A 23,314-nucleotide genomic window follows, 5' to 3' on the forward strand; every position below is an offset into this window, starting at 1 on the left:
GCTCCCGGACGCTCCCCCCGCCCTGTGCTAGACCGCCGCCGCAAATGCGCGTCGCGCTCGTCTACCCGCCGACCTGTGACCCCACCGCGCCTTACCTCGCGGTGCCGATGCTGACCGGCTTCCTGCGCGCGCACGGCGTGGAGGTGCTGCCGATCGATGCGAACATCGAGGCCTTCGACGCCCTGCTCTCGTCGCGGAGCATGGACGGCCTCCTCGATCGCCTGGAGACGCGCATCGCCGAGCTCGACCGCCGCGCCGCCCTCCCGCACGTCGAGCAGCTCGAGCTCGCCGCGCTCGCCCGCGCGCGCGGCGACGCGCACGCCGTCCCCGGCGCGATCGACGCCGCCAAGGCCACCTTCCGCTCCGAGGCCGCCTTCTTCGATCCGGACGCCTACGCGCGCGCGGTCGCGACGGTCGAGGCCGCCCTCGGCGTCGTCTCCGCCACGCACCACCCGCTGAAGCTCGACTTCACCGCCTACCGCACGCCCTTCGGCCTCACCTCGATGGCCGAGATCGCCCGGTCCAGCCGGCCGGAGCACGACCCGTTCGACGGCTGGATCCGCGAGGCGCTCCTCCCGCGGCTCCGCGACGCGCGCGCCGACATCGTGGGCCTGTCCGTGTGTTTCCCGGGCCAGCTCCAGCCCGCGTACACGTTCGCCCACAAGATCAAGGAGGCGCTGCCCGGCGTGCACGTCACGTGCGGCGGCCCCGGCGTCACGCAGATGCTCCTCCGGCTCTCGGGCGAGCGGCTCGCGCGCGCGCTCGGCCCCTTCGACTCGGCGTGCCTCTTCGAGGGCGAACACACCCTGCTCGCGCTCGCGCGCGCGCTCGACGAGCGCCGGCCCCTCCGCGACGTGCCGAACGTCGTCGCGCGCGACCGCCTGATGGGCGCGCGCTGGGCGTCCGGCCACGGCATGGAGGACCTCCGGGCGCTCCCGGCGCCCGACTTCGACGGGCTCCCGCTCGACGCGTATTTCGCGCCGGCGCTCGTGCTCCCCTACGACCCCACGCGCGGCTGCTACTGGGGCAAGTGCACCTTCTGCCACTACGGCCTCGCCGAGGTCGGCACGGCGGCGTACCGCGAGCGCGCGGTCGAGACCGTCGTCGCGCACGTCCGGGCGCTCGCCGAGCGGCACAAGACACGCCACTTCTACTTCTCGCAGGACTCGGTCGCGCCGAAGACGCTGGTGAAGATCGCGCAGGGGATCCTCGACGCCGGCCTCGACGTACGATGGGCGACCGACCTCAAGCCGGAGAAGTACCTCACGCAGGAGCGCGCCGAGGTGCTGCGCCGCGGGGGCGCCGTCGCGTGCGCGCTCGGCGTCGAGTCGGCGTCGCCGCGCGTGCTCGGCCTCATCGACAAGGGCGCGCCCGTCGAGGTGGTCTCGGACGTGATCGACCACCTCGCGGGCGCCGGGATCGCCGCCGAGGCGATGTGCTTCACGGACTTTCCCACCGAGACGCACGCCGAGGCGGTCGCGACGCTCGACTTCCTCCGCGAGCGGCGGGAGGCGCTCGCGGTCTACATCGTCGGCGAGTTCGGGCTGACACACGGCTCGCTCGTCGCGCAGACCCCGGAGCGCTTCGGGATCGACGAGGTGTTCGCGCTCGAGGGCGACGAGCTCGGGCTCGGCCTGTTCTTCCTCCCCAAGGAGCCGTGGAAGACCGACACCGAGCGCGCCGACGTCGACGCGCGCCTCGACGACCTCTCCCGAGGCTGGACGCTGCGCCGCTACCCGTGGGCCGGCGCCGTGTCGACCGCGCACACGATCCTCCAGTACGACCGCTTCGGCCCCGGCGTCTTCCGCGACCTCGCGGCGCGCCGGCCCGCCGAGGTCGTGCCCGGCGCGGTCGCCATCGAGCGCGGGATGCGCTTCGATCCGCGCGCCGCCGAGCAGGCGGAGGCGCGCGAGGCCGAGATCTGGGCGACGCTCGTCTACGAGGAGCGGCGCGTGGGGCGCGACGCCTACGAGGCGCTCGCGCGCGCGCTGCCGCCGCTCCGCCCGCGGCCGGTGCGCCTCCGGTTCGCCGCGGGCGCCGCGCCGGCCGTGACGTCGGGGCGGCGGCCGTCCCACGCGACGAGCGCGGCGCGCTGAGCGCCGCTCGCGGCGTCAGCGGCGGTGGCTCACCTCGACGAGCACGCCGCCCGGCGCCCGCGTGTAGAACGCCGGCCCGCCGCGGACGTCGCGCAGCGGAGACACGTTCTCCGCGATTGCCTCCTTCATCCGCTCATACGCGTCCTGGACCGCCGCCTCGCTGTCGAGCAGGAAGCCCACGTGGAACTGGGCCGGATAACTCGTCGGGTCCCCGGCGCGCAGCCGGCTGATCACGAGGGTGAAGCCAGCCTCGTCCTGCAGGATGGCGAGGGCGTCGCGCCCCTTCTCCCGCTGGCACCGGAAGCCGAAGAAGCGCTCGAAGAACTCGCTGGTCTCCCGGACGTCGGGTACGCACAGATCAAGGTGGTTGAGATGCATGTGTCGGGTCCTTTCAGGGGGTTGAAAGGTCGGGACCCGCCATGCGCGAACGCCCCGGCACCGGCGTGCGCCGGCGCGTGTTCCCGCAGGATGCTGGTGATGGTGTTGCTCGCCCATGGATGCCCCGACCAGGGCGCAGCGCAGACTGCGCCCTTTCGTCGTGGGTCCTGGCGCTGGTGCGTCGGACAGAGCTTCCCGGAGGAAGCGACCGGGCTCACCGAACCGGTCCGCCTTTTTCGACTCCCTTCAATCAAAGCGGACGGCCCCGGTCCTGTCAAGCTGGTCATGGTCCACGAGCACGAGCGGCCCGGGGGCCGGGGCATCCGGTAAGGGTGCTAAGGTCCCGCATGGCCCAGAAGGCGCCCCCGGCGAAGCTCTCCCCGGAGCAGTATCTCGCCTTCGAGCGGTCCTCCGAGCAGAAGCACGAGTACGCGGGCGGCGAGGTGTTCGCGATGGCGGGGGGCACACGCGAGCACAGCCTCATCGCGGCGAACGTGGTGGGCGAGCTCCGGAGCGCGCTTCGGGCGCGCCCGTGCGAGGCGCACGCGTCCGATCTGCGGATCAAGAACGCAACGACAGGCCGTTACGTCTACCCGGACGCCTCGGTCGTCTGCGGTCAGGCCCTCTTCGAGGACGACCACCGCGATACGCTGCTCAATCCCACGGCCGTCTTCGAGGTCCTCTCCGATTCGTCAGAGAGCTACGACCGCGGCGGCAAGTTCGCGCTGTACCGGGGCATCCCGTCGATCACCGATTACGTCCTCCTGTCCCAGAAGCAGGTGGAGATCGAGCACTTCCGCCGCCAGCCCGACGGGACGTGGCTGCTCCGCGTGCTCGGCCCGGGCGAGCGGCTTCACATCACCTCCATCGGCTGCGACCTGGCCGTGGACGAGCTCTACCTGAAGGTCTTCGCGCCGCCAGCGGTGGGCTGAGCGGCCCTCTCGGCCGGGCGCCGCTCGCCTCGGAGCGGCGCCGTGACACTCTCCGCCGCGCCCACCCCCCCGACACACGAACGCCCGGCGCCCGCAAGTGCAGGCGCCGGGCGCTGCGCAACGTTCCCGCGGCAAGAGGCTCCCCCCTCGCTCCGGGCGGCACGGCGCCCGGGCGCCGCGCTCCAGGCCGGAGCGTCGGGGCAGCCGCCGGCGGCTACACCGCCGCCGCCCCGCCCCCGCCGGCGCCGGCCGCGCGCGCCCGCGCCCGCTTGCGCACCGTGATCTCCGGCGACTCCGCCACGGCCATGCCCACGAGGCGCATGCCCTCCAGGAAGTGCCGGATCCCGCTCCGGACGAGCTCGTGGCTCGCCTCCCCCACCTCGGGATAACCCCGGCCCTCGGCGTCGGGCTGCACCTTGCCCCAGTTCGCGAACAGCCGGCCCCACGGGCTCTCCAGCACGGGCGCCATCTTCTCCTTCGCATAACGCGGGTACCAGAACATGTCGTGGTACGTGACCGACGCCACGTAGGCCCAGGGCGCGAGCCAGGTCTTGAGCGACCACTCCACCGGCTTCTTCAGCGGACCCCAGTAGATGCGGTGCTGGTTGCGCGAGGCGAACGTCATCTCCTTGAACGGTCCCTCGAAGTTCCACTGCTCGTTCGCCGCGTCCACGTCGCCCACGAGCTCGATGTCGCGCACGTCCCCGCACCCGAGGCCGAGATCGTGCGCCAGCCGCACGAACTTGAGGTCGCGCAGCGGGTCGAACCCCATCAGCTTCGCCGCCACCGCGTCGATCGCCACCTGATCCGCGGACGCGAGCAGCACGTTCTTCACGTGGGGCACCATGCAGCGCGGCCCGGGCCCGTCGCCCGCGAAGGTGCCGTCCATCACCGCGAAGACCCCGCGGTGGATCTTCTTCTGGATCATCAGGAGATCCACGAGCGTCTCGTGGATCACCGGGTGCGTCCAGTGCCGGTGCTCGTTCAGCAGGCCGCCGAACGCGTTCTTCATCGCCCCCGTCGTCGTCGTGAAGATGTGGGTCTTCACCGTGGGCAGGTGGATGATGTTCTCGCCGATGAAGCGCTTCGGTATCGAGAACCCCTTCGGGTACACCTCGTTCAGGCAGAGGAACTTCTTCTGCAGGTCGCCGACCGCCTCCCCGATCGGGATCCACTCCTCCCCCTCGTAGAGGTGGACGTTCCGCAGCCCGTGCGCCTGCACCACGTCGATCTGCTTGTTCTCGCGCTCGCCGAGGTGGGCGTCGATGACGACCGTGCGGTTGTGACAGGCGTGGATCAGGTCCTTCGAGTACCCATCCTGCTTCATCGCCCGGATGACACCCTCGAGCTGCCAGGGCGTCGTGGATGAGCTCGGGTAGAAGAAGTGCCACGAGATGTTCACCTTGAGCGCCGTGTCGGCGTCCTTGGCGACCACATCCTGGTAACCGGCCAGGTTCATCAGCCGGTGGTAGTCCGAGAGCACCGTCGCAGGGGACGTGCGGATGACAGCGACCTTCGATTTCGGCATGGCCCGGGTGTTATAGCCCGTCCCGGCTCGCCCGATCCGGGAACTTGCAGGGGGGCCGCATGGAGCCTCGGTGCACGCGCGGTGAACGCGTCCCCGCGCGTTCCCGCGTGTCCCCACCGCCTCCCCGGCCGCGCTGGACCGCCGCGCGCGCCCGCACAGGTCCACCCTGTCACGGTCGGGGCATCGTGCCCCAGGGGACGGAAGGCCGCCGCGGTCCCGGACGGAACCGCGGGCGCTGCGCGAGGCCCCGCGCGGCCGCGTTCTGCCCCTGGAGCGCCTGGGAACACGCGGGCCGCCGGCCTCAGCGGCCTTCGGCACGGCAGCTGCAATCAAGGCCTCTCGTTGAGGTCGTCGCCTACAGACAACGGACCGACCACCCCGAACCCTTGGAGGACATCATGCTCGGCTGGAGTGTCACCTTCTTCATCATCGCGATCATCGCTGCCATCTTCGGTTTCGGCGGGATTGCCGCCAGCGCCGCGTCGATCGCCAAGATCCTGTTCATCGCCTTCCTGGTGCTCGCCGTCATCGCCTTCGCGCTCGGGCGCCGCGTGCCCACGTGATCTGAGCAAGTGAGAGTGAGGTGGAGCCATGAACTCAGCGTCGCAACAGCAGGCCGGTGACGTCTGGCGGCCGGGCGTCCCGCAGCCGATGACGAGCTCTCCCGGCGAGCAGCCCGGGCAGCCGGAGCAGCCCGGGAAGCCCGCGGGGCCGCACGTGGCCCCGGATCGCGAGATCCAGCTCCCGGACCCCGGCCACCAGCCCGGCGGCAGCCCGGCAGAGCGCCGGCACCCCGAGGTCCCCGGGAGCCCGTACACCCGCGAGATCCCGGAGCCGCCGCCCCACGAGGTCCCCGCGCACGACCCGACTCGCGCGGGGATGGCCGGCGAGTAACACCTCCCGCGCACGTCTGCCTCTGCGCCGCCCCCGGCGTGCACGCGCGCCGCGCGCCGCGCCACGAGAGCAGACGGCACGCTCGAGGCGCCCTGCCTCGAGCGGCGGGGAACAGAGCCCAGCCCGCCCGCGGCCTGGGCTCTGTTCCCCGTGCGGCCTGGGCTCCGCTCCCCGCGAGGTCGCCCGCCGCGACGCCCTCAGGGAGCACCCGCGCGAGGCCATCGGGCCTCGCTGGGTTTGTGAGTTCATCGGGCCCGCGGCGATGCGGTCCTGACCTCGTTCCCTAGCTAGATCCCTATGTTGGAAGATCCCCACCTGCCTCCAGTACCCAGCGCCCCCGCCCCGCACCGGCACGGACGCTTCCGCCGGGCGCTCGCCCGCGCGGCCGCCGTGCTCGGGCTCGGAGGGGTGTTCGTGGCCGCGGTGGGGGTCGGCGCCGTCGTCCACCTGAACGCCGCCCCGACGCGCAACCTGACGAAGCAGCTCGTCAACGACATCCTGCGGTCCAGCCTGGAGGGCCAGATCGAGATCGCGCACATCGATCGGATCGGCCTGTTCACCGCCGACGTCGCCAAGGTCACGGTGCGCCACCCGAACGGGACGGAGCTCCTGCACGTCAGCGGCGTGCACGCGGACTTCAACGCGCTCGCGATCCTCAAGGAGGTCCTCCTCGGCAGCGGGGACCTCGCGATTGCGATCCCGCTCGTCCGGGTCGCCGACGCCGACGTCCTGCTCGCGCAGGACGAGAGCGGCGCGCTCACGCTCGGCCAGGCGTTCACGCCCAAGCCCTCCCCGGAGCCCCCGGCGGAGGACGGCAGGCCGCTCCGCCTCGAGCTCTCGCGCGTCGAGCTCGATCACGCCGCGGTCCACGGCACCGTCGCGCCCGAGAGCCCCATCGACGCGACCGTCGAGGCGCTCGCCGGCACGCTCGTCGTCGCGGACGACAGCCGGTACGCGCTCGAGCGCGTGCGCATCACCGAGCGGCGGCTCCTGCCGGTGCCCGTCGAGGCGACCAGCGTCGCCGGCAGCGTGAACGTCCCCCTGAACGCGCCGATGGAGCTCTCCGCGAAGCTCGAGGGCAGCGTCGGCGCGATCCCGATCTCGGCCGAGGGCACCCTGAAGGACGAGCGCCTCTCGGCGCGGGTCTCGTCGGCGCGCGTCACCCCCGAGGCCGCCCTCGCGATCGACCCGAGCGTCCCGCTCGCGCGGCCGGTCTCGGTGACGGTCACCGCCGACGGGGAGCTCTCGGACCTCGCGGTCGCGGCGCGCGTCGCGGTCATCGACCCGCTCGTCACGGACGACGCCGTGACCGGCGAGATCACCGCCCGCGCCCGGCTCGACGCGCTCGATCCGAAGCGCATCACGGCCGAGCTCCGCGTGACCGAGCTCGACCCCCGCGCCTTCGCCGGCGCGGCCCCGGCCGCCCGGGTGAGCGCGGAGGCCCGCGGCGAGATCTTCCTCGACGACGAAGGCGGGCCGCGCGTCGTCGCCGAGGCCAAGACCGAGCCGTTCGAGGTCGTCGGGCAGCGCGTGCCGGCCACCGAGGCGCGCGCGACCTTCGAGCGCGGCGCCCTGCGCGCCGCCGCCCAGATCCACGAGCCGGGGGCGCCGATCGACGCCGACGTCGTCCTCTCGAAGGAGGGCGAGGTCCGCTTCGACGTGCGCAGCGAGATCCCCTCCCTCGGCGCCGTGCAACACGTCCCGGCCGGCATCCACGGCAGCGCCGCGCTCCACGTCGAGGGCGCGCTCAAGGGCGACGCGCTCGACGCCAAGGCCACCGTGCGCGTCGCCGGGCTGCGCGTCGGCGAGGGCGTGCGGCTCGGGCGCGGCGAGGTCCGCGCCAAGGCCGCGGGACCGCTCGACAAGCTCGCGATCCAGGGCACGTTCCAGGGCGCGGATCTCCGCGCGCAGGGGTACACGTTCCAGAGCGTCGCCGCGAGCGCCTCGGGCCCCGTCACCGCGCCGCACGTCCGCGTCTCGCTCGCCAGCGCGGAGCGCCGGATCGCGGCCTCGGCCGCGCTCGACATCGAGCGCAGCGAGGCGCGACAGGTCCGCGTGGACCTCGCGCGCGGCCAGGACGACCTCACCGCCGAGGTGGCCCGCGTCGCGTGGGACCGCGGCGTCGCCGTCCGCGGGCTCGCGCTGCGCGGCGACGGCGTGGGAGAGCTCACCGGGAGCGTCTCGCTCGCGGGCGACGAGATCGAGGGCGACCTCCGCGGCGCCGCGATCGACCTCGCGCGCATCGAGGAGATCGCCGGCGTGCCGCTCGGCGTCGCCGGCCTCGCCAACCTCGACGTGTCGCTGCACGGCCGGGGGGCTCGCCGGAAGGGGCACGTGCAGATCGAGCTCGAGGACGGCGCCGTGCCCGGCGTCGCGCCCCGCCTCTCGATGAACGTGACCGCGCGCCTCGACGGCGAGGCGATGACGGCGGACGGCCTGGTCCGGCTGATCGCGCCGCCCGAGCCGCCGCCCGGCGCGCGGCAGGCCCGGGTCGAAGGCGCGCCGCCGGGCGAGCCGTCGGCCACGCTCGGCGACCTGGCCCGGCGCCCGAAGGCGCCGCCCCCGCCGGTGTGCGAGGGCGCGATCGCGCGTGTGCTCGTCGGCGGCAGCGCCGCCAAGGTGCGCGGGTCGCTGCTCTCCGGGCGCACCTGGCAGACCGTCACCGGCTCGGCGCGCATGGAGGCCGACGCATGGAACATGGGGTGCCTGGCCCAGGCGTCGCCGGTCAAGCTCGCGCTCAGCGAGCTCGCGGGCCGGCTCACCGCGCGCCTCGCGGTCGCGCGCGAGGACGGCCAGCGGCTCCCCTCGGTGCGCGACTTCCTGGTCCGCACCGACGGGCTGCGCGCCGCGGGGCCCATCGACGAGAAGACGGGCGCCCCGGCGTGGGTGTCGCGCAAGCTCGACGTCCGCGCCGCCGGCGCCCTCGACGCGAAGACCGGCGACGCGAACGTCGTGCTCTCGGTCTTCGACAAGCGGCTCGTCGCGGAGCTCTCGGCCGGGTTCGACGCGGACCTCCCGGCGCTGCTCGCCGACCCGATGGAGGCGCTCCCGCGCATGCCCGTCGCGGCGCACCTCGCCGTCCCGCGCCGGAAGCTCAACGATCTCGCGGAGCTGGCCGCCATGGGCAAGCGCACGCCGGTGCTCTCCGGCGGCGCGGGGCTCGACCTCTACGTCGCGGGCACGCTCGCCGAGCCCAGGGTCGTGGCGCGCGCGACGGCGGCGAACGTGGGCTCCGACGGCAGACCCTCGCCGCTCGGCAAGCTCCGGGTCGACACGCTGCTCGTCTACGACGGCCGCGACGCCCAGCTCGACGCCTACGCGTTCCGCGGCGCGCGCACGTACCTGACGGCCAAGGCGAAGGTCGGCGCGAACGCCGCCGCGCTCCTCGGCGGCGGCGGGGGCGCGCCGCTGCTCAGCGAGGGCAGCCTCGAGGCGAAGATCGACGACCTGCCGCTCGCGGAGGTCCCGATCCTCGCCGACATGCAGATCAGCGGGCAGGCCCGCGGCGAGGTCGCCGTGCGCGGCCTCTTCCGGGCGCCCGAGGTCGACGCGCGCCTCGAGCTCCCCGGCCTCCGGCTCGGCCCGGACGTGCAGTACGACACCGCCGAGGTGTCGCTCACCATCCCGAAGGCGGCCGGCGCCGCGCAGACCACGGCCGTGGCGAACGTGCGGCTCGCCGGGCGGAGCGGCGGCCGGCTCGAGGCCAAGGCGCAGGCGCCCATGACCTGGGAGGCCGGCGCGATCCCGACGCTCACGAACGACAAGAACGCCGAGGTGTCGCTCGCGGTCGAGCGCTTCCGCCTCGCCGCGCTGGAGCCGTTCGTCCAGGGCACGGTGAACCGGCTCGACGGCACGCTCGACGGCGACGTGCGGCTCGGCCTCGGCGCGGAGGTGGGCTTCTCCGGTCAGATGCGGCTCACGGACGGCCTCGTCCACATCGCCACCATCGGCCAGCCGTTCGAGAACGCCTCGTTCCGCGTCACGGCGACCCCCTCCGGCGAGCTCCGGATCGACGACATCCGCGCCCAGGCCGGGAGCGGTCAGGTCCGCGGCAAGGCGACGCTCCAGATGGAGGGGTTCGCGTTCCGGAGCGCGCGCGCCGAGCTCGAGATCCCGAAGGACCGGGAGCTCCCGATCGCGCTGGAGGGCGTCCCCATGGGCGACGTGCGCGGCAAGGTGCTGGTCTCGGCGCAGGGCCGGGACGACCAGATCGCCGTCCGCGTCGACGTCCCCACGCTCGACCTGGAGCTGCCGCCCACGATCGGCCGGAGCGTCCAGCCGCTCGACGAGAACGAGGACATCACCACCTCGGCGCCGCTCAGCCGGGAGGAGTACGAGGCGCGGCGGGCGCCGGCCGAGCCGGTGGAGCAGGCGCAGCGGAGCGCGAACGCGAAGCCGCTCGTCATGGAGGTCCACCTCGGCAGGATCGGCGTCGAGGGCGACATGGTGCAGGCCTCGCTGTCCGGGGACAAGGCGCACCCGCTCCGCATCAACGTCGCGGACAAGATGACGATCCAGGGCAACGTGAACATCCTCTCCGGCAGGCTCGAGGTGATCGGCAAGGAGTTCGAGATCGAGCCGGGCGTGGTCGCGCTGCGCGGCGATCCCTCGAACCCGTACCTGAACGTCAAGGCGTTCCACGACACGCCCGAGGGGACGCGCATCTACATCGACTACGTCGGCGAGCTGAACCCGATCACCGAGGAGAAGATCACCTTCCGCTCGGAGCCTCCGCGCCCGGAGAACGAGGTCATCGCCGAGCTCCTGCTCGGCAAGGCGTACGCGGAGGGCACGCTGGCGGGCGGCACCTCGACGGAGGAGCCCTCGTCCGGCAGCGGGAGCGGCGGCGCCACGAGCGGGGTCGCCGCCGGCGTGGGCACGGGGCTCGCGGCCGCGCAGATCAACATGATCCTCCAGAGCATCGGCCCGCTGCAGAACTTCGAGACGCAGCTCAACACGACGGAGGGAGGCGCGCTGAAGACCACGGTGGGCTACCAGCTCGGCCAGCGGGTCACGGCGAGCGCGAGCTACGAGGCGGGCGGGTCAGCGCAGGACGGGCAGACCACCTCCGCGAGCGACGGCGCCGGCGCCAAGGCCCGCACCGAGGTGAGCCTCGAGTGGCGCTTCCGCCGGGAGTGGTCGCTGCGGGCGGGGTTCGCCACCGCCGGGGAGGAGGCGGCGGCGACGACCCTCGATCTGCTCTGGAAGCACCGGTACTGAAGCGGAGCCGCCGCCGCGGGCGGCCGGGCGCGCGGCGGCGGCGGCGGAGGAAGACGCCGGACCGCGCGCCTCCGTGGCGCGCCCGCTCAGCGCCGCACGCAGATCCCGCCGCAGTCCGCGCCGGTCGCCGGGTCGCAGGTGTCGCGCGGGTCGTCCACGCACTCCAGCCCCTCGGGGCACGGCTGCCCCGTGATGCCGCCGCACGCGGGCGACGTGGGCTCGGCCTTCACGCAGATCCCGCCGCAGTCCGCCCCGCCGCGCTCCGGGTCGCAGCCGTCGTGCGGGTCGTCCACGCACTCGAGCCCCTCGGGGCACTCGAGCCCGGCGAACCCGCCGCAGAACGTCGGCTCCGGCCTCGGCTCCACGCAGATCCCGCCGCAGTCCGCCCCGCCGCGCTCCGGGTCGCAGTCGTCGCGCGGGTCGTCCACGCACTCGAGCCCCTCGGGGCACTCGAACCCGGCGATCCCGCCGCAGAACGTCGGCTCCGGCCTCGGCTCCACGCAGATCCCGCCGCAGTCCGCCCCGCCGTGCTCCGGGTCGCAGTCGTCGGACGGATCGTCCACGCACTCGAGCCCCTCGGGGCACGGGAACGAGGCGATCCCGCCGCAGAACCTGCGCTCGACGCACACCCCAGGGCAGTCGGCCCCGCCGCGCGCCGGGTCGCAGTCGTCCGAGCGATCGTCGACGCACGTCAGCCCGTCGGGACAGCTCGTGCCGAGGAACCCTCCGCACGACTCGCCGGAGACCGGCCCGGGCGCCTCTCCGGTGTCGCTGCCGTCCTCCCCCTTGCACCCGACGAGGCCGATCACGATCAACAAGAAAGCCAGTCCTTTATGGCGCATCACACCCTCCGAGAGTTGCCTGTTTGAACCCGACGCGGCCACCGGCGGCGCGGTCGACCGTGCCACCCGCAGCGCGACCGTGGCCTGCGCTCCCCAGCAGAACGTCTCTCCGGGGGCGGCGTCCCATCGCGCCGCGTTCAAGCAGCTTCGGTGCCACTGGAAAGCCGCGGTGATTCGCGCGGAGCGCGCGGCCTCCGGCGCGTGCACCGCGATCGGAATGTCTGGCTGTGTCTCGGTTGTGCCAACCCCCGCGAGGGCGGGTTGGCGGCGGCGTGTGAGGGGGTCCTCCCCCCATGTGTGCGCCGGTGTTGCGCACGGGCGGCGCTTGCATGGCGCGCGCCACCCGTGCGCGTGTCTCCTCGGTCGATCGCCGCCGTCAGGGCAGCGCGGCGCTCGCCGTCAGAGCAGCCCGTCGAGCCGCTCCATCAGGGCTCGCACGACCGGCCGGTAGCCGTAGTCGACCTGCGCGGCGTCGCTCAGCTGCGCGGGGCAGATCGAGGCCGCGACGCCCTGGTTCCCGAGGCTCTGGATCAGCTGGAGCTCGCGGAGGCCTGGGTAGGCCTTGCCCCGCACCTGGAGCGTCCTGTCCCCGCCGTCGGCCGGGTTCGGCGCGCAGAGGGGGTTGTCGTTGCTCGGATCGCGGCAGTCGCAGCTGGCGCTGGTGGCATCACACGACCGCGACGTGAGCAGGGGGAAGATGCAGGCATACTGCAGATCACCCGTGCTGCTGGCGGGGATGGAGTACTCGCTTCCGTTGATCGGATTCAGCCCCGAGCCGGGCAGCGTGATGGCGTCCCCGGTGATCGGGTTGACGCCGGAGCGCGGCGCGATCGACTCGACCATGAAAGGATCCTGGGGCGGGACGTAGTCCGCCGGGTCGCCGAGGATCACGTCCCACGTCGTCGCGCCGCTCGCGAGCGGCTCGGAGAGCTGCGCCGCGTTCTTCAGCCCGTCCCCGATGTCGGCTGGATCGCGCGCGATATCCTGCCACGGCACCCCGACGATGCCGGTGAACACGACGTGCTGCGGACCCCGGACCCGCGAGTTGCCGTCGCTCGGGTCCAGATCCGAGAAGATCGGGTTGGGCACGAGCTCCTTGTCCCGGTTGAGCACCTGGGGAGAGGTGAGCGCCTGGGTGTACCGCTCGATCGGGTAGAGGAAGTCGTACCCGAAGCGGCGCTTCTGGTCGAAGCACCGGAGGTTCAACGGGTCTTCCGCCGCCGTGAGCCTGGCGGCGTTGCCGTCGGGGCCCGTGCAGGCCGGGTCCGCGGGGCACCCGGCGGGCACGATCTGGTTGCAGGACGCGCAGCACGGGTCGTTCGGGTTGGTGGCGCACTCGCTCCGGGGCCGCCACAGCCGGAAGGCGTTCCTCGTCTCCGCGACCAGGTAGTTCCTGCCCTCGTCCCTGATCGAGCAGTCGTTCTCGTCGGTGAGCATCACGATGAGGAGGAGCGAGTCCGGCCGGAGGAACTCCCGCCGCTGCATCAGCACGGTCTCGTCGATCCCCAGCTGTCGGACGACGCTGTCCTCGACGACGAGCTCCTGGTACGGCTCGGGCTCGATGAGGAAACGATAGAAGCTCTCCAGCGGCGCCTCGAAGCCGCACCCCTGCTGCCCGACGCCGCGGATGATGTTCGTCAGCTTGTTGGTGAGGGTGAGCAGATCGGAGTCTCCCGCCGGGACGAGTGTCCCGGCCGCGTCCCACGCGAGGAATCCCTTGCTCTGGTAGGTCGGCAGATCGTTCGCGACCACGGGGCTGGACCGCGCGAGGAGGTGGCCCATGTCGGCATTCGAAGGGGCGAAGGAGGAAGGACAGGAGCTCGCCCCGTGGCCGCCGAGGCTGCTGCTGATGACGCCGATGTGCATGTCGTGCACGGGCGGGCGCGTGCGCGATGAGCCCTCCGGACAGTCGCTCAGCGCGTCCGGCTGGTGCTCCACAGGGACGCCCGCGGCGTCCACGCAAGGCGGGTTGATCAGGCCGCCCAGGAGGTCGTCGAGCGCCCTGTCCAGCACCTCTTGTTTGTCCGCCATCGAGCCGGAGTTGTCGACCACGAGGAGGAGATCGACCTTGTCCGGCGTGAACGACGGAGCTCCTCCGCCGCCGCCTCCCCCGCCGCCCTCTCCACCGGAGCCGCCTCCGGAGCTGATTCCGCCTCCGGTGCCTCCGCCGGAGCTCGAGCTCGTCCCGCCTCCGGGGCCTCCTCCGGAGCTCGAGCTCGACTCCGTGCCCGCTCCACCGAGGGAGACGTCCACCTTGCATCCAGCGAGCGCGACCGCGCTCAAGACGAGAAAGGGCGAGAATGTTCGTGAGAGCCTGAATGACATGATTCCTCCCTGGACCGCCCCGGAGGGCGCCGCCGAAGGCCGGCCGTGATGGAGCATGAGTGCGCGCTCGGACTGCTCCCCATTTCAAAAAACGCATCTCGTCGGATCGACGGAGCTCCGGAGCGCCGCCCCTCCGTCATGGAAGCAGCGCGACGCCGCGAGGACGCGGGTGTCCAGCGGAGTCGAGCGGATCGATGTGCGAGGGGAGCAGGGGAGTCGAGCCGCGGGGCGCGGAGGACGGAGAGGAAGAGAAGAAGGAAGCGAGGTGAGGAAGTGCGCAGTGTCCTCTGCGCCCTGCGGTCGCGTGATGTTGCGGGGCGCCGGGGCGTTCGCCGCGGCGCCCCGGCGCGCGCGGCCCGAGGCCTGTTTCCTCGGGGCTGCGCCGCCAGGGCTACCGCGTGAACGCCTGGAGCCGCTCGACGTGCGGGCTCGACGGGTAGGCGATGAGGAAGGCCGCCGCGCGCTGCGCCGCTGCCCCGCGCTGGCCGGCGTGCCAGAGCGCCTCGATGGTGAGCGCCTCCCGCTCCTGCGCCAGCGCGCCGCCCGGGAAGCGGCGGCGCGCCTGCTCGGCGATCGTCAGCGCGCGAGCCGCGTCGCCGCGCCGGAGCGCCGCGCGCGCGTCGCCGAGCAGCTTCAGCTCCTCGCGCAGCCGGCTCTCCGGCGCCGCCGCCGGGCTGGGCGCGCCGTCCGCGCCGTCCACCCCCGCCGCGACGCCCTCGGCCGGCGGCGCGGCCGCCGCGGCGGCCTCTGTCTCGGCCGAGGACGGCGCGCTCGCCGCCTGTTCTGGCAGCGACGATCCGTCGAGCTTCGCAGGCGCCGCTGCGGTCCCGGTCGCGCGGGGCGCGCTCGGCGCGGCGGCGCTGCCCGGCGCAGCCGCGCCGGCCGGCGAGGAGTCGTCCGCAGGCGCCGCCGCGACGGCAGCCGCCGCCTCCTCGACCCGCGGCGCGACGGCGGCGGCCGGCGTCTTCCGGAGCGCCGGCGCCGCCTCCATCGCGAGGGCCGGCGGCGCGACGGCGACGACCTCCGCCTGCGGCGCCGGGCTCGACGGATCCACGACCGCGTAGCCGGCGAGGAACAGGCCGCCGCACGCGGCGCCGAAGAGCATCGACTTCACGATGCTCGCGAGGCCCGCGGCCCCGGCCGCCCCCGCGAGGCCGCCACCGCCGCCCACGGCGGACACCGTGCCCGCGGCGGCGGACGCCGCCTTCACCGCGGGTGCCGCGGCCGTGACGATCTTGGCCGCGCCTGCGGCCACGCTCGCTTTGCCCGCGCCCGCGGCCGCGCTCGTTACGCTCGCCTTGCCCGCGCCCGCAACCGCGCTCGCCTTGCCGGCGCTCGCGGCCACGCTCGCCTTGCCCGCGCCCGCCGCGCTGACGGCATCGGCGGGAAGCGCCGCGCCCCCGGCGCCCTGGGCGCCGCCGAGCGACGCCGCTCCGGCGAGGCCGAGCTGCGCGGCCATCGCCGCCCACACCCGGTCCTGCGCGCCGTCCGGCGGGTCCACCGGCGGGGCCGCGCGCAGGAGCTCACGCTCGGTCTCGAGCGCCCCGCCCTCGGCGTCGAGCCATCGCACGGGGTCGTTCATCGCCCACCTCCTGCGCTCTTCCAGAGCGGTTGTCGCTCGGCGCCCGGCAACGCGCGGACCGCCGAGGGCGGCCCCGGCACCGGCGAGCGCTCCGCCTCGGTGAGCCCCGCGCCCGCGGCCACCGCCTTCATGACGGGCTGCGACCTCGCAACCGCGCGGCCGCCTGCCCGAAACTGGTCGCGCGCGTGGAGCCGCGCCACGGCGCGGCGGAACGCCTCGCGCGCGAGGCGGAGGCGCGAGTAGACGGTCCCGAGCGGGACGTCGAGCAGCTCGGCGACCTCCTCGCCGCCCATGCCGTCGAGCTCGAAGAGCGTGAACACGGCGCGCTGCTCGAGCGGCAGCTCGTCGAGGATGGCCTCGAGCAGCGTGATCGCCTGCCGCCGCTCCGCCTCGGCGCCGACGTCGGCCCGGTCGTCCGCGCAGTCGAGCAGCGGCTCGTCGTCGTGGGCGCGCCGCCTCATGTGCGCGAGCTTGCGCCGGTCGCGGGCGACGTGAAAACAGATGCTGTAGAGCCAGGTCGTAATCTTCGACCGCCCCTCGAACTCGGGCAATCGCCTGTGGACGACCAGGAACACGTCCTGGACCGCGTCCGCGGCGTCGCTTTCGGGCACGCCGAGCCGGCGCAGCGACCGCCACACGAACCGGAAGTGCTCTGCATAGACCTCTCCGAAGGTCATCCTGTCCTGCCGCGTCTGGTCATGCTCACCCCCTTCGTGGTGGGTCGCCTGCCTCGCCATCACCAAATCGACACCCGGGCGCTCACGCCCACGAGCAGCCCGACCGGGGCGGGGTCGAGCACGGCGTCCGTCGTCACCGGCGCGCCGGCCTCGCCCCCCGCGCGGCGATCGACGGTGAAGCGCGCCTGTGCGACGGGCACGAGGACGGTCGCGCGCGCGGACCAGCCCAGCGCGCGCGCGCCGAAGAGGGAGCCCTCGGCGAGGGCCGTGCCGCCGACGGCGATCCAGGGCGCGCTGTCCTCGCGGTCCGTGGCGAACCCCCTGCCGGCGCCGTGGACGGCGCCGATCAGCGACGCCGCGCAGGCCGAGAGCCGCAGCCCGTCGAGCTCGCCGGCGATCGTCGCGCAGCCGCGGGCCGTGGCCGCGGCGAGCCCGAGGTGGACGGTGCCCGGGGAGAACGGGATGTCGTGCGCGGGCAGCCACACGGCGCCGAGGCCGACCGACCACGCGCGCGTGCGCAGCGACACGTCGCCCATGGCGGCCGCCCAGAAGGGCTCGAGCAGGCCCACGCTCTCCGCGGCGCCGAGCTCCACCGCGACGTCCCAGCGCGGGGGCTGGGGGGCCGGGCGCAGCGGCGGCGCGGCCGGCGGGGTCGGCGCGGGCGCCGCGGGCGGCGGCGGCGGCGCGGGCGCCGGGGTCGGCGCGCGCGTCGGGGTCGGCGGCGGCGCGGGCGCCGGGGTCGGCGCGGGCGGCGGCGCGGGCTCGCGGTCGAGCAGGATGGCGATGGTCAACGCCAGCGCCTCGACGAGCTCGTCGCACGAGGCGCCCTCCTCCGACGAGAGCTGCCGGGCGCGGCCGCCGGCCTGGAGGACGGCGGTGTAGGTGGACCCGGCGCGCAGGATGTGGACCTCGAACTCGGGCGCGCGGCCGTCGGCGTCGCCCGGGTCGAGGGCGGGCCGCTTCATCTCGCGTTCGACCGCGGCGGCGAGCGCCGTCGCATCGGGGCAATCGGAGGCCTCGGGCGCCCGGTGGACGACGAGCCGCGGGAGCGGCGCGGCCGAGGCGGCGCGCGGCGCGCCGAGGGCGAGAGCGCACAGGCAGAGGACGTGGAGCGCGCCGCAACGCGAGGGACGAGGGCAGGTCACGAGGAGGCCTCTCTTTATCGCAAGGAACCCGAGGCCGGCACCTGGATCCGCGGAGATCGGGTAGAGTGGCGGCCATGAACGCTTACGAGCTGGTCACGTGCGCGAGCTGTTACGGTGAGGGAGAGATCAACACCGACTCCGGCCCCTACCTTTGCAAGGACTGCCACGGCAACGGCCGCATTCTTCCGACCGGGGAGCAGATCGAGGAGCGCATCCGCGAGATCGAGGTCGAGCTGGAGCGCCACCCCCTCGAGGCGCGCCCGGAGACCCGGTGGCTCCTCTTCGAGCTGCGGCGCACGCGCAAGCTCCTCTGGCAGATCCGGTCGTACTGCGAGGAGGCGCAGACGGAGGAGGAGCAGGCGATCCTCGTCAAGGTCCGCGACCTCGCCGACGCGGCCGTCGCCCCGAGGAGCCCGGCGCTCCCGCGCGAGATGTTGCCGGAGGACGGCTGAAGGGCGCGCGGCGGCGGCGCGGCCGGGCATGCCGCGGGCCCTACCCGTCCGGCGGGGCAACGGTCACGCGCCGGACCGGGAGCCCCATCTTCTGGGCGATCTCGAGGGTCACCACGGCGACCGCCTCGATCCCGAACAGCGCGAGCTTCCCCTTCAGCTTCGCGTTCAACGCGTCCCGGACCGGGGTCAAGAGCTCGCGCTTGCCCTCCGGGACGTCGACGAGGAAAACGAGCTTCACCTTGTTGTCCCCGGGGTAGACCCGCGACTCCGACGGTAGCGCCGCCAGGATGTCGGCGCAGGCCGCTGTGCCGGCCCACGCGGCCGACAACATGAGCAGCGAGTCGATGGCCTTCTGGCCGCAGACCTCGATGAGGTGGGACGATGCCTGCGCCTCGCCGACCCGCGCAGCGTCCCAGACCTCGCGGCCCTTCAGCTCGAGCAACACGAGCTTATGCCACCTCTGGTCCCACCACCCGAAGTCGATCTCCTTCAGGTTCTTGCCCGAGAGGGAACGGTACGCGCCGATGTCGCAGAAGCGGAACCCGCCTGCAGGTAACGCTACCTCGAACCCCGACTCGGCGACGGACCGCGGGGCGGCGCTCGCCTCATCCGCCGAAGTCACGCGCCGCCTCGCGATCGAAGATGCTGAGGAAAGTTTCGCGGATGGCGTTCGGATGGACCTCGTCGAGCGTCGCTGAGGTCGACACGCTCACCCCCTCCCCGGCTGCCGGGCGGAACAGAGCATGGTACGCGACGGGCTCCTCGGGCGACGCGCGAAGGGCGAGCTCCTTCAGGAAGGCATAGTCGTGCGTCGCGGCGAAGATCTGCACCCCGAGGCGTCGCAGCTCGAGCAGGATCTCGGCGATGGTACCCATGACCGCCGGATTCAAGTTCGTCTCGGGTTCGTCCCAGAACAGCACGGAGCCGCTCAGCAACGTGCCGTTCTGGATGAGGAGCCAGATGAGCGCGAGCTTCCGGAGCCCCTCTGCCAGCAGCGAAAACTCGAGGTTTCCAGCGCTGCTCCTCAGAAAGAACTCCTCTCCTTGAACGAAGACCGTCCCCTGCATCTGCTCCTGGATGATCTTGAGGAGCTTCCCCCGGTTTTCATCGATCGGGCCGCGCAGCTTCGGCAGGTACGCCCTGGTCACGAGATCGGCGTAAATTTCCTCGAAGTGGATCTCCCGTGTCTCGTACAGCGACCGGAACCCCGGTGCGTGAGCGAGCATCTCCTTGACGGGGATGTAGGCGCACTCCATGGGGCGAGCGCTCCAGCGCGTCGCAGCTGTCGTCGCCTTGTCAGCGCGCTGCGTCTGGTTGGCGAACGTCACGGAGACGTTGTCAGCTCCGCGGTGGACGGTCACCGACGCGGACGAGCCGCCCTTCTGTCTGCGCACGAGCCGACCGATGCTGCCCTGCGACGGCATGAATACGCGGCCGAGCTTGTCCGCGAAGGTCCGCTCCTCCAGGCGCGAGACGTCGCAGGCGGCATAGAGGACCTTGAGCAGGTGGGTCTTGCCGGTGCTGTTCGTGCCGATGAAGACGTTGATGCCCGGCGACAGGTCGAGAGCGAGGTCGGCGAACGCCGTGAAGTTACGGAGCTCGACGCGCGTGAGCGCTGCGTTCGTCATGGGCCGCACCCAACGTACGATGGCAGCGGGACGGCGACAAGGTTTGGTGGCGCCGGGCCACGCTCCTGAGGCAGCCCGCGAGCCTGGCGATCGGCGTCGACGATGGAGACGATCTCTCTCTAGCGGAGCGCGCAGCCTGGCGCCCTCAGCCCTTCACCGCGCCGGCCGTGAGCCCCGCGAGGATCCGCCGCTGGAACACCAGCGTCAGCACGACGAGCGGCACGGTCACCACGATGGACGCCGCCATCGTCTGCCCCCAGGGGATCTCGTACATCCCGCTGGTCGAGGTCGAGAACGACTGGATCGCGTAGGTCACCGTGCGTTTGTCCGGCGTCTGGGTGAAGGAGAGCGCGAACAGGAACTCGTTCCAGGCGGCGATGAAGGCGAGGATCCCGGTCGTCGCCATGCCCGGGACCGAGAGCGGCAGCATGATCTTGGTGAACACCTGCCATGGCGTCGCGCCGTCGACGTAGGCCGCCTCCTCGACCTCTCCCGGGATCGCCTTCAAGAAGCCGGTGAGCACCCAGACCGTGAACGGGAGCGTGAAGATGAGGTACGTCAGGATGAGCGCCGGGAGCTGGTTGTAGAGCTTGAGGAAGTTGATCATCTCGAACAGGGCGCCGAGGACGGCGATCTGCGGGAAGATCGTCATCGCGAGGACCACATAAAGCACCACGCTGCGCCCGCGGAACCGGAACCTCCCGAGCGAGTACGCGGCCAGCGAGCCGACGGCGAGCGAGACCACGGTGACCGTGACGGCGACGATCACGCTGTTCACGAGCGCCTCCTGGAACTCGCCGTTCTCCAGCACGAGCCGGTAGTTGTCCAGGGTCACGCGGCCGGGCCAGTAGCGGACCGGCGTCGTGAAGAGCTCGTCGTCGGGCTTGATCGAGGAGATGAACGCCCACACGAAGGGGAACACGGTGAACACGACGACCACCGCGACGAGCAGGTAGAACAGGGCGCGCAAGGCGATCTGCGCGCCGCGCCCGCCCTGCCGAGGACCCGAAGGAGAGCCGTTCATCTCACGCCTCCTCGGTGCGGAACACCGCGAGATAGATCATGATGAACACCGCGATGATCAAGAACAGCGCGACCGAGATCGCCGAGCCGTAACCGATGTTCGAGACGCTGACGAGCGTCTGCTGGGCGTAGGTCGCCATCGTCTGCATGTCCGGCCGGTTGCCGAACATGACGAAGAAGATGTCGAAGACCCTGAGCGCGTCGAGCGTGCGGAAGATGAGCGCGACCAGCATCGACGGCCTGAGGAGCGGCAGGGTGATGCGGGTGAACTGCTGGAGCGTCGTCGCGCCGTCCACCCGCGCGGCCTCGTAGAGGTCGCCCGGGACGAGCTGCAGCCCGGCGAGGAGGAGGAGCGCCATGAACGGCGTCGTCTTCCAGACGTCGATGACCGCGACCGCCCAGAAGGACACGCCCGGATCGGCGACGAACGCGACGTTCCGGTCGAGGAGGTGCAGGCGGTTCACGAGGAGGTCGTTGAAGACGCCGTAGACGTCGTTGTACATCCACTTCCACATCTGGGCGGAGATGACGGTCGGGATCGCCCAGGGGATGAGCATGGCCGCGCGCACCGCCGAGCGGCCCTTGAAGCGGGAGTTGACGATGAGCGCGATCGCGAGCCCGAGGGCGAGCTCGCTCAGCACGGTGACGACCGTGAAGAGGACCGTGAGCAGGACCGCGTCGTGGAAATAGCTGTCCTGCACGAGGTCGACGTAGTTCTGCGCGCCGACGAGCCTCGCCGGCTCCCCGGCGCCGAGGCGCGCGTTCGTGAAGCTCAGGTAAAACGTCTGGGCGAGCGGATAGAGGGCGACGAACGCCACGACGAGCAGCGTCGGCACGAGGAACAGCCACGCGAGCCGCTCGCGCCGCTTCTCGAGCGACGCGCCCGCCGCGCGGCCCGCCGCGCGCATGTCCTTCAGATCTTCCATCGTGCTCATGGTGCGCTCCGTCCTCGCGAGGTGCGGTGTCCGGGAGATCGGGTATCTGCGCTCCGCGGGCCGCGCCGGAGGCGCGCGCGGCCGGCGGCCCCGGCGCGCGGCCCCGGCGCGTCACCGGCGGTCGGGGGCCTACCGGAGCGCGCGCGTGAGGCGCTGCTCCACCTGCCCGAGCACCTCCTTCGCGTCCTTGCCCTGCAAGACCTGGCTCACCCCCTGGAAGAACGCGATCGACGCCTCGTTGTACCGCGCGCCGGTGCTGTTCGAGGGGCGCGGGACCAGCGCGATGTCCTTCGCGCGCGAGAGGAACGGCATCGACTTCACGACGTCCGGATCCTCTTGCACCGAGCGGACCGTCGGGATGAACGAGCCCGCGGTCGCGCGGAACTTCTGCGCTTCCGGGCTGGTCAGGTAACGGACGAGCTCGATGGCCGCGTCCTTCTGCGCCGAGAACTTCGAGACGGCGAGCTGCCAGCCGCCGACGGTGCCGGCGCTCTTCTGTCCGGGCTCGTGCGGCAGCGGGGCCACCCCGAACTTGCCCTTGATCGGCGACTTCTCGGCGTTGCCCGCGGCGTAGGCGTACGGCCAGTTCCGCATGAACGCGGCGTTCCCGCCCTGGAACGTGTTGCGGGCGTCCTCCTCCTCGTAGCTCGTCACGCCCGCGGACGAGATGGTGCCCACCCAGCCCTTGGCGCGCGCGAGCGCCTTCTGGGCCCCCGCGTTGTTCACCGTGATCTTGCCGTCCTCGATGATCGCGCCGCCGCCGTGCGACGCGATCCACTCCAGCGCATTGCAGGTGAGGCCCTCGTAGGCCTTCCCCTGCCAGACGAAGCCGAGGAAGTTCGGGCTGCTCGCGCGCTCCCCGTCCTGGATCTTCTTCGCCATCTGCTCGAGCTCGTCCCACGTCTCCGGCGGCTTCGAATAACCGTATTTCTCGAGTAGATCGGTGCGGTAATAGAGCAGCCCGAAGTCGGTGAACCACGGCATGGCCACGAGCTTGCCGTCGACCGTGTTGTTCTGAACGATGCTCTCGACATGCTGCTTCGCCGCCTCGCCGAGCTTCTCGCGCAGGTCGACCAGGTTCTGCGCGAAGGCGCCGGGCCAGATGACGTCGAGCATCAGCACGTCGATGTCCGCCGACTGCCCCTGGAACAGCCGCTGGTAGACGGCGTAGGTCTCGGTCGCGTCCTTCGGCCGGGGGATGAGGGTCACCTCGATGCCGGTGTCCTGGTTGAACTGCTTGATCAGCACCCTGTCGAGCTCGGCGCCCACGCCCACCGACTCGCTGTAATATTTCAGCTTGGCCCCGCTGTATTTCTTCGCCTCGGCGGCGTTCGGCACCGCGGGGGGCTGCGCCTTGATCGCGGTGTCGCCCGGCGCCTCGGCGACGGCGGGCTTGCTCGTGGCGGTCGCGGCGGCGCCGGGGCGGCTCTCGCCCGCGGGCGGCTTCTTGTCGCCCTGACAGGCGCACAGGCCGACGACGAAGAGGAGCAGCGCTATGGTTCTCCATGCGCGGAGATCATGCTGCCGAGTGATTTCCATCGCGGGTTCCCTTTCTGAGGTCTCGATCCGAACGGTTTCGCCAGGGCCCCTCCGCTCGGCGGCGGCGCCGACGACGCGGGCGGCGCCGACGACGGGGGCGGCACCGCCGACGCGGGCG

The 23,314-nt window shown here is 72.6% G+C and carries 18 protein-coding genes; 6 read left to right on the plus strand and 12 right to left on the minus strand.

Going from position 1 to position 23,314, the window contains the following annotated elements:
* Window positions 1-44: 44 nt before the first annotated feature.
* A complete protein-coding gene (locus tag WMF43_RS29145; RefSeq protein WP_437669537.1) occupies window positions 45-2,096 on the plus strand; it encodes a B12-binding domain-containing radical SAM protein in 2,052 nt (683 codons plus the stop codon).
* 15 nt (window positions 2,097-2,111) lie between these two features.
* Here the strand turns inward: WMF43_RS29145 and WMF43_RS29150 are convergent, their stop codons facing one another.
* Window positions 2,112-2,474 carry a VOC family protein gene (locus WMF43_RS29150; protein WP_437669539.1) on the minus strand — a complete coding sequence of 121 codons (363 nt, stop codon included), beginning with the start codon at window positions 2,472-2,474 and terminating at the stop codon, window positions 2,112-2,114.
* 347 nt (window positions 2,475-2,821) lie between these two features.
* Between WMF43_RS29150 and WMF43_RS29155 the strand changes: the two genes are divergently transcribed.
* Window positions 2,822-3,406, plus strand: coding sequence for a Uma2 family endonuclease (locus WMF43_RS29155; RefSeq protein ID WP_437669541.1), 585 nt, complete (start codon window positions 2,822-2,824; stop codon window positions 3,404-3,406).
* Window positions 3,407-3,620: 214 nt separating this feature from the next.
* Here the strand turns inward: WMF43_RS29155 and WMF43_RS29160 are convergent, their stop codons facing one another.
* Window positions 3,621-4,934 (minus strand): DUF362 domain-containing protein, encoded by a 1,314-nt coding sequence (locus WMF43_RS29160; protein ID WP_437669543.1) that lies wholly within the window; start codon window positions 4,932-4,934, stop codon window positions 3,621-3,623.
* 398 nt (window positions 4,935-5,332) lie between these two features.
* On the opposite strand from WMF43_RS29160, the gene WMF43_RS29165 reads away from it, so the two are divergent.
* The 3 genes from WMF43_RS29165 (at window position 5,333) to WMF43_RS29175 (ending at window position 11,048) form a co-directional block, all read left to right on the plus strand.
* Entirely contained in the window at window positions 5,333-5,497 is a 165-nt protein-coding gene (locus WMF43_RS29165) for a DUF1328 family protein (protein WP_437684111.1), read from the plus strand.
* 28 nt (window positions 5,498-5,525) lie between these two features.
* A complete protein-coding gene (locus tag WMF43_RS29170) occupies window positions 5,526-5,828 on the plus strand; it encodes a hypothetical protein (protein ID WP_437669545.1) in 303 nt (100 codons plus the stop codon).
* A gap of 297 nt (window positions 5,829-6,125) precedes the next feature.
* Window positions 6,126-11,048 carry a translocation/assembly module TamB domain-containing protein gene (locus WMF43_RS29175; RefSeq protein WP_437669547.1) on the plus strand — a complete coding sequence of 1,641 codons (4,923 nt, stop codon included), beginning with the start codon at window positions 6,126-6,128 and terminating at the stop codon, window positions 11,046-11,048.
* A gap of 86 nt (window positions 11,049-11,134) precedes the next feature.
* Here the strand turns inward: WMF43_RS29175 and WMF43_RS29180 are convergent, their stop codons facing one another.
* The 5 genes from WMF43_RS29180 to WMF43_RS29200 form a co-directional block, all read right to left on the minus strand.
* Complete coding sequence (locus WMF43_RS29180; RefSeq protein WP_437684113.1) at window positions 11,135-11,857, minus strand: hypothetical protein; 723 nt, start codon at window positions 11,855-11,857, stop codon at window positions 11,135-11,137.
* Window positions 11,858-12,289: 432 nt separating this feature from the next.
* Window positions 12,290-14,143, minus strand: a complete 1,854-nt coding sequence (locus tag WMF43_RS29185; protein WP_437669548.1) for a hypothetical protein — start codon at window positions 14,141-14,143, stop codon at window positions 12,290-12,292.
* A gap of 463 nt (window positions 14,144-14,606) precedes the next feature.
* Window positions 14,607-15,797, minus strand: coding sequence for a hypothetical protein (locus tag WMF43_RS29190; RefSeq protein ID WP_437669550.1), 1,191 nt, complete (start codon window positions 15,795-15,797; stop codon window positions 14,607-14,609).
* Window positions 15,794-16,534 (minus strand): RNA polymerase sigma factor, encoded by a 741-nt coding sequence (locus WMF43_RS29195; RefSeq protein WP_437669552.1) that lies wholly within the window; start codon window positions 16,532-16,534, stop codon window positions 15,794-15,796. The genes WMF43_RS29190 and WMF43_RS29195 overlap by 4 nt, the downstream gene beginning before the upstream one ends.
* Window positions 16,534-17,619 carry a hypothetical protein gene (locus WMF43_RS29200; RefSeq protein ID WP_437669554.1) on the minus strand — a complete coding sequence of 362 codons (1,086 nt, stop codon included), beginning with the start codon at window positions 17,617-17,619 and terminating at the stop codon, window positions 16,534-16,536. The genes WMF43_RS29195 and WMF43_RS29200 overlap by 1 nt, the downstream gene beginning before the upstream one ends.
* Window positions 17,620-17,693: 74 nt before the next feature.
* Between WMF43_RS29200 and WMF43_RS29205 the strand changes: the two genes are divergently transcribed.
* Complete coding sequence (locus WMF43_RS29205) at window positions 17,694-18,071, plus strand: hypothetical protein (RefSeq protein WP_437669556.1); 378 nt, start codon at window positions 17,694-17,696, stop codon at window positions 18,069-18,071.
* A gap of 40 nt (window positions 18,072-18,111) precedes the next feature.
* Here WMF43_RS29205 and WMF43_RS29210 read toward each other — a convergent pair whose 3' ends face one another.
* The 5 genes from WMF43_RS29210 to WMF43_RS29230 form a co-directional block, all read right to left on the minus strand.
* Window positions 18,112-18,693 (minus strand): hypothetical protein, encoded by a 582-nt coding sequence (locus WMF43_RS29210; protein WP_437669558.1) that lies wholly within the window; start codon window positions 18,691-18,693, stop codon window positions 18,112-18,114.
* Complete coding sequence (locus WMF43_RS29215; protein WP_437669560.1) at window positions 18,677-19,699, minus strand: AAA family ATPase; 1,023 nt, start codon at window positions 19,697-19,699, stop codon at window positions 18,677-18,679. The genes WMF43_RS29210 and WMF43_RS29215 overlap by 17 nt, the downstream gene beginning before the upstream one ends.
* Before the next feature lie 145 nt (window positions 19,700-19,844).
* Window positions 19,845-20,723, minus strand: coding sequence for a carbohydrate ABC transporter permease (locus WMF43_RS29220; RefSeq protein ID WP_437669564.1), 879 nt, complete (start codon window positions 20,721-20,723; stop codon window positions 19,845-19,847).
* Between the two features lies 1 nt (window position 20,724).
* Entirely contained in the window at window positions 20,725-21,648 is a 924-nt protein-coding gene (locus WMF43_RS29225; RefSeq protein WP_437684114.1) for a carbohydrate ABC transporter permease, read from the minus strand.
* 138 nt (window positions 21,649-21,786) lie between these two features.
* The gene (locus tag WMF43_RS29230) at window positions 21,787-23,196 is read right to left on the minus strand and encodes an ABC transporter substrate-binding protein (RefSeq protein WP_437669566.1); all 1,410 of its coding nucleotides are present in this window, start codon (window positions 23,194-23,196) and stop codon (window positions 21,787-21,789) included.
* Window positions 23,197-23,314: the final 118 nt, after the last annotated feature.

It is taken from the genome of Sorangium sp. So ce131 (assembly GCF_051519095.1).
Taxonomy (GTDB): Bacteria; Myxococcota_A; Polyangia; order Polyangiales; family Polyangiaceae; genus Sorangium.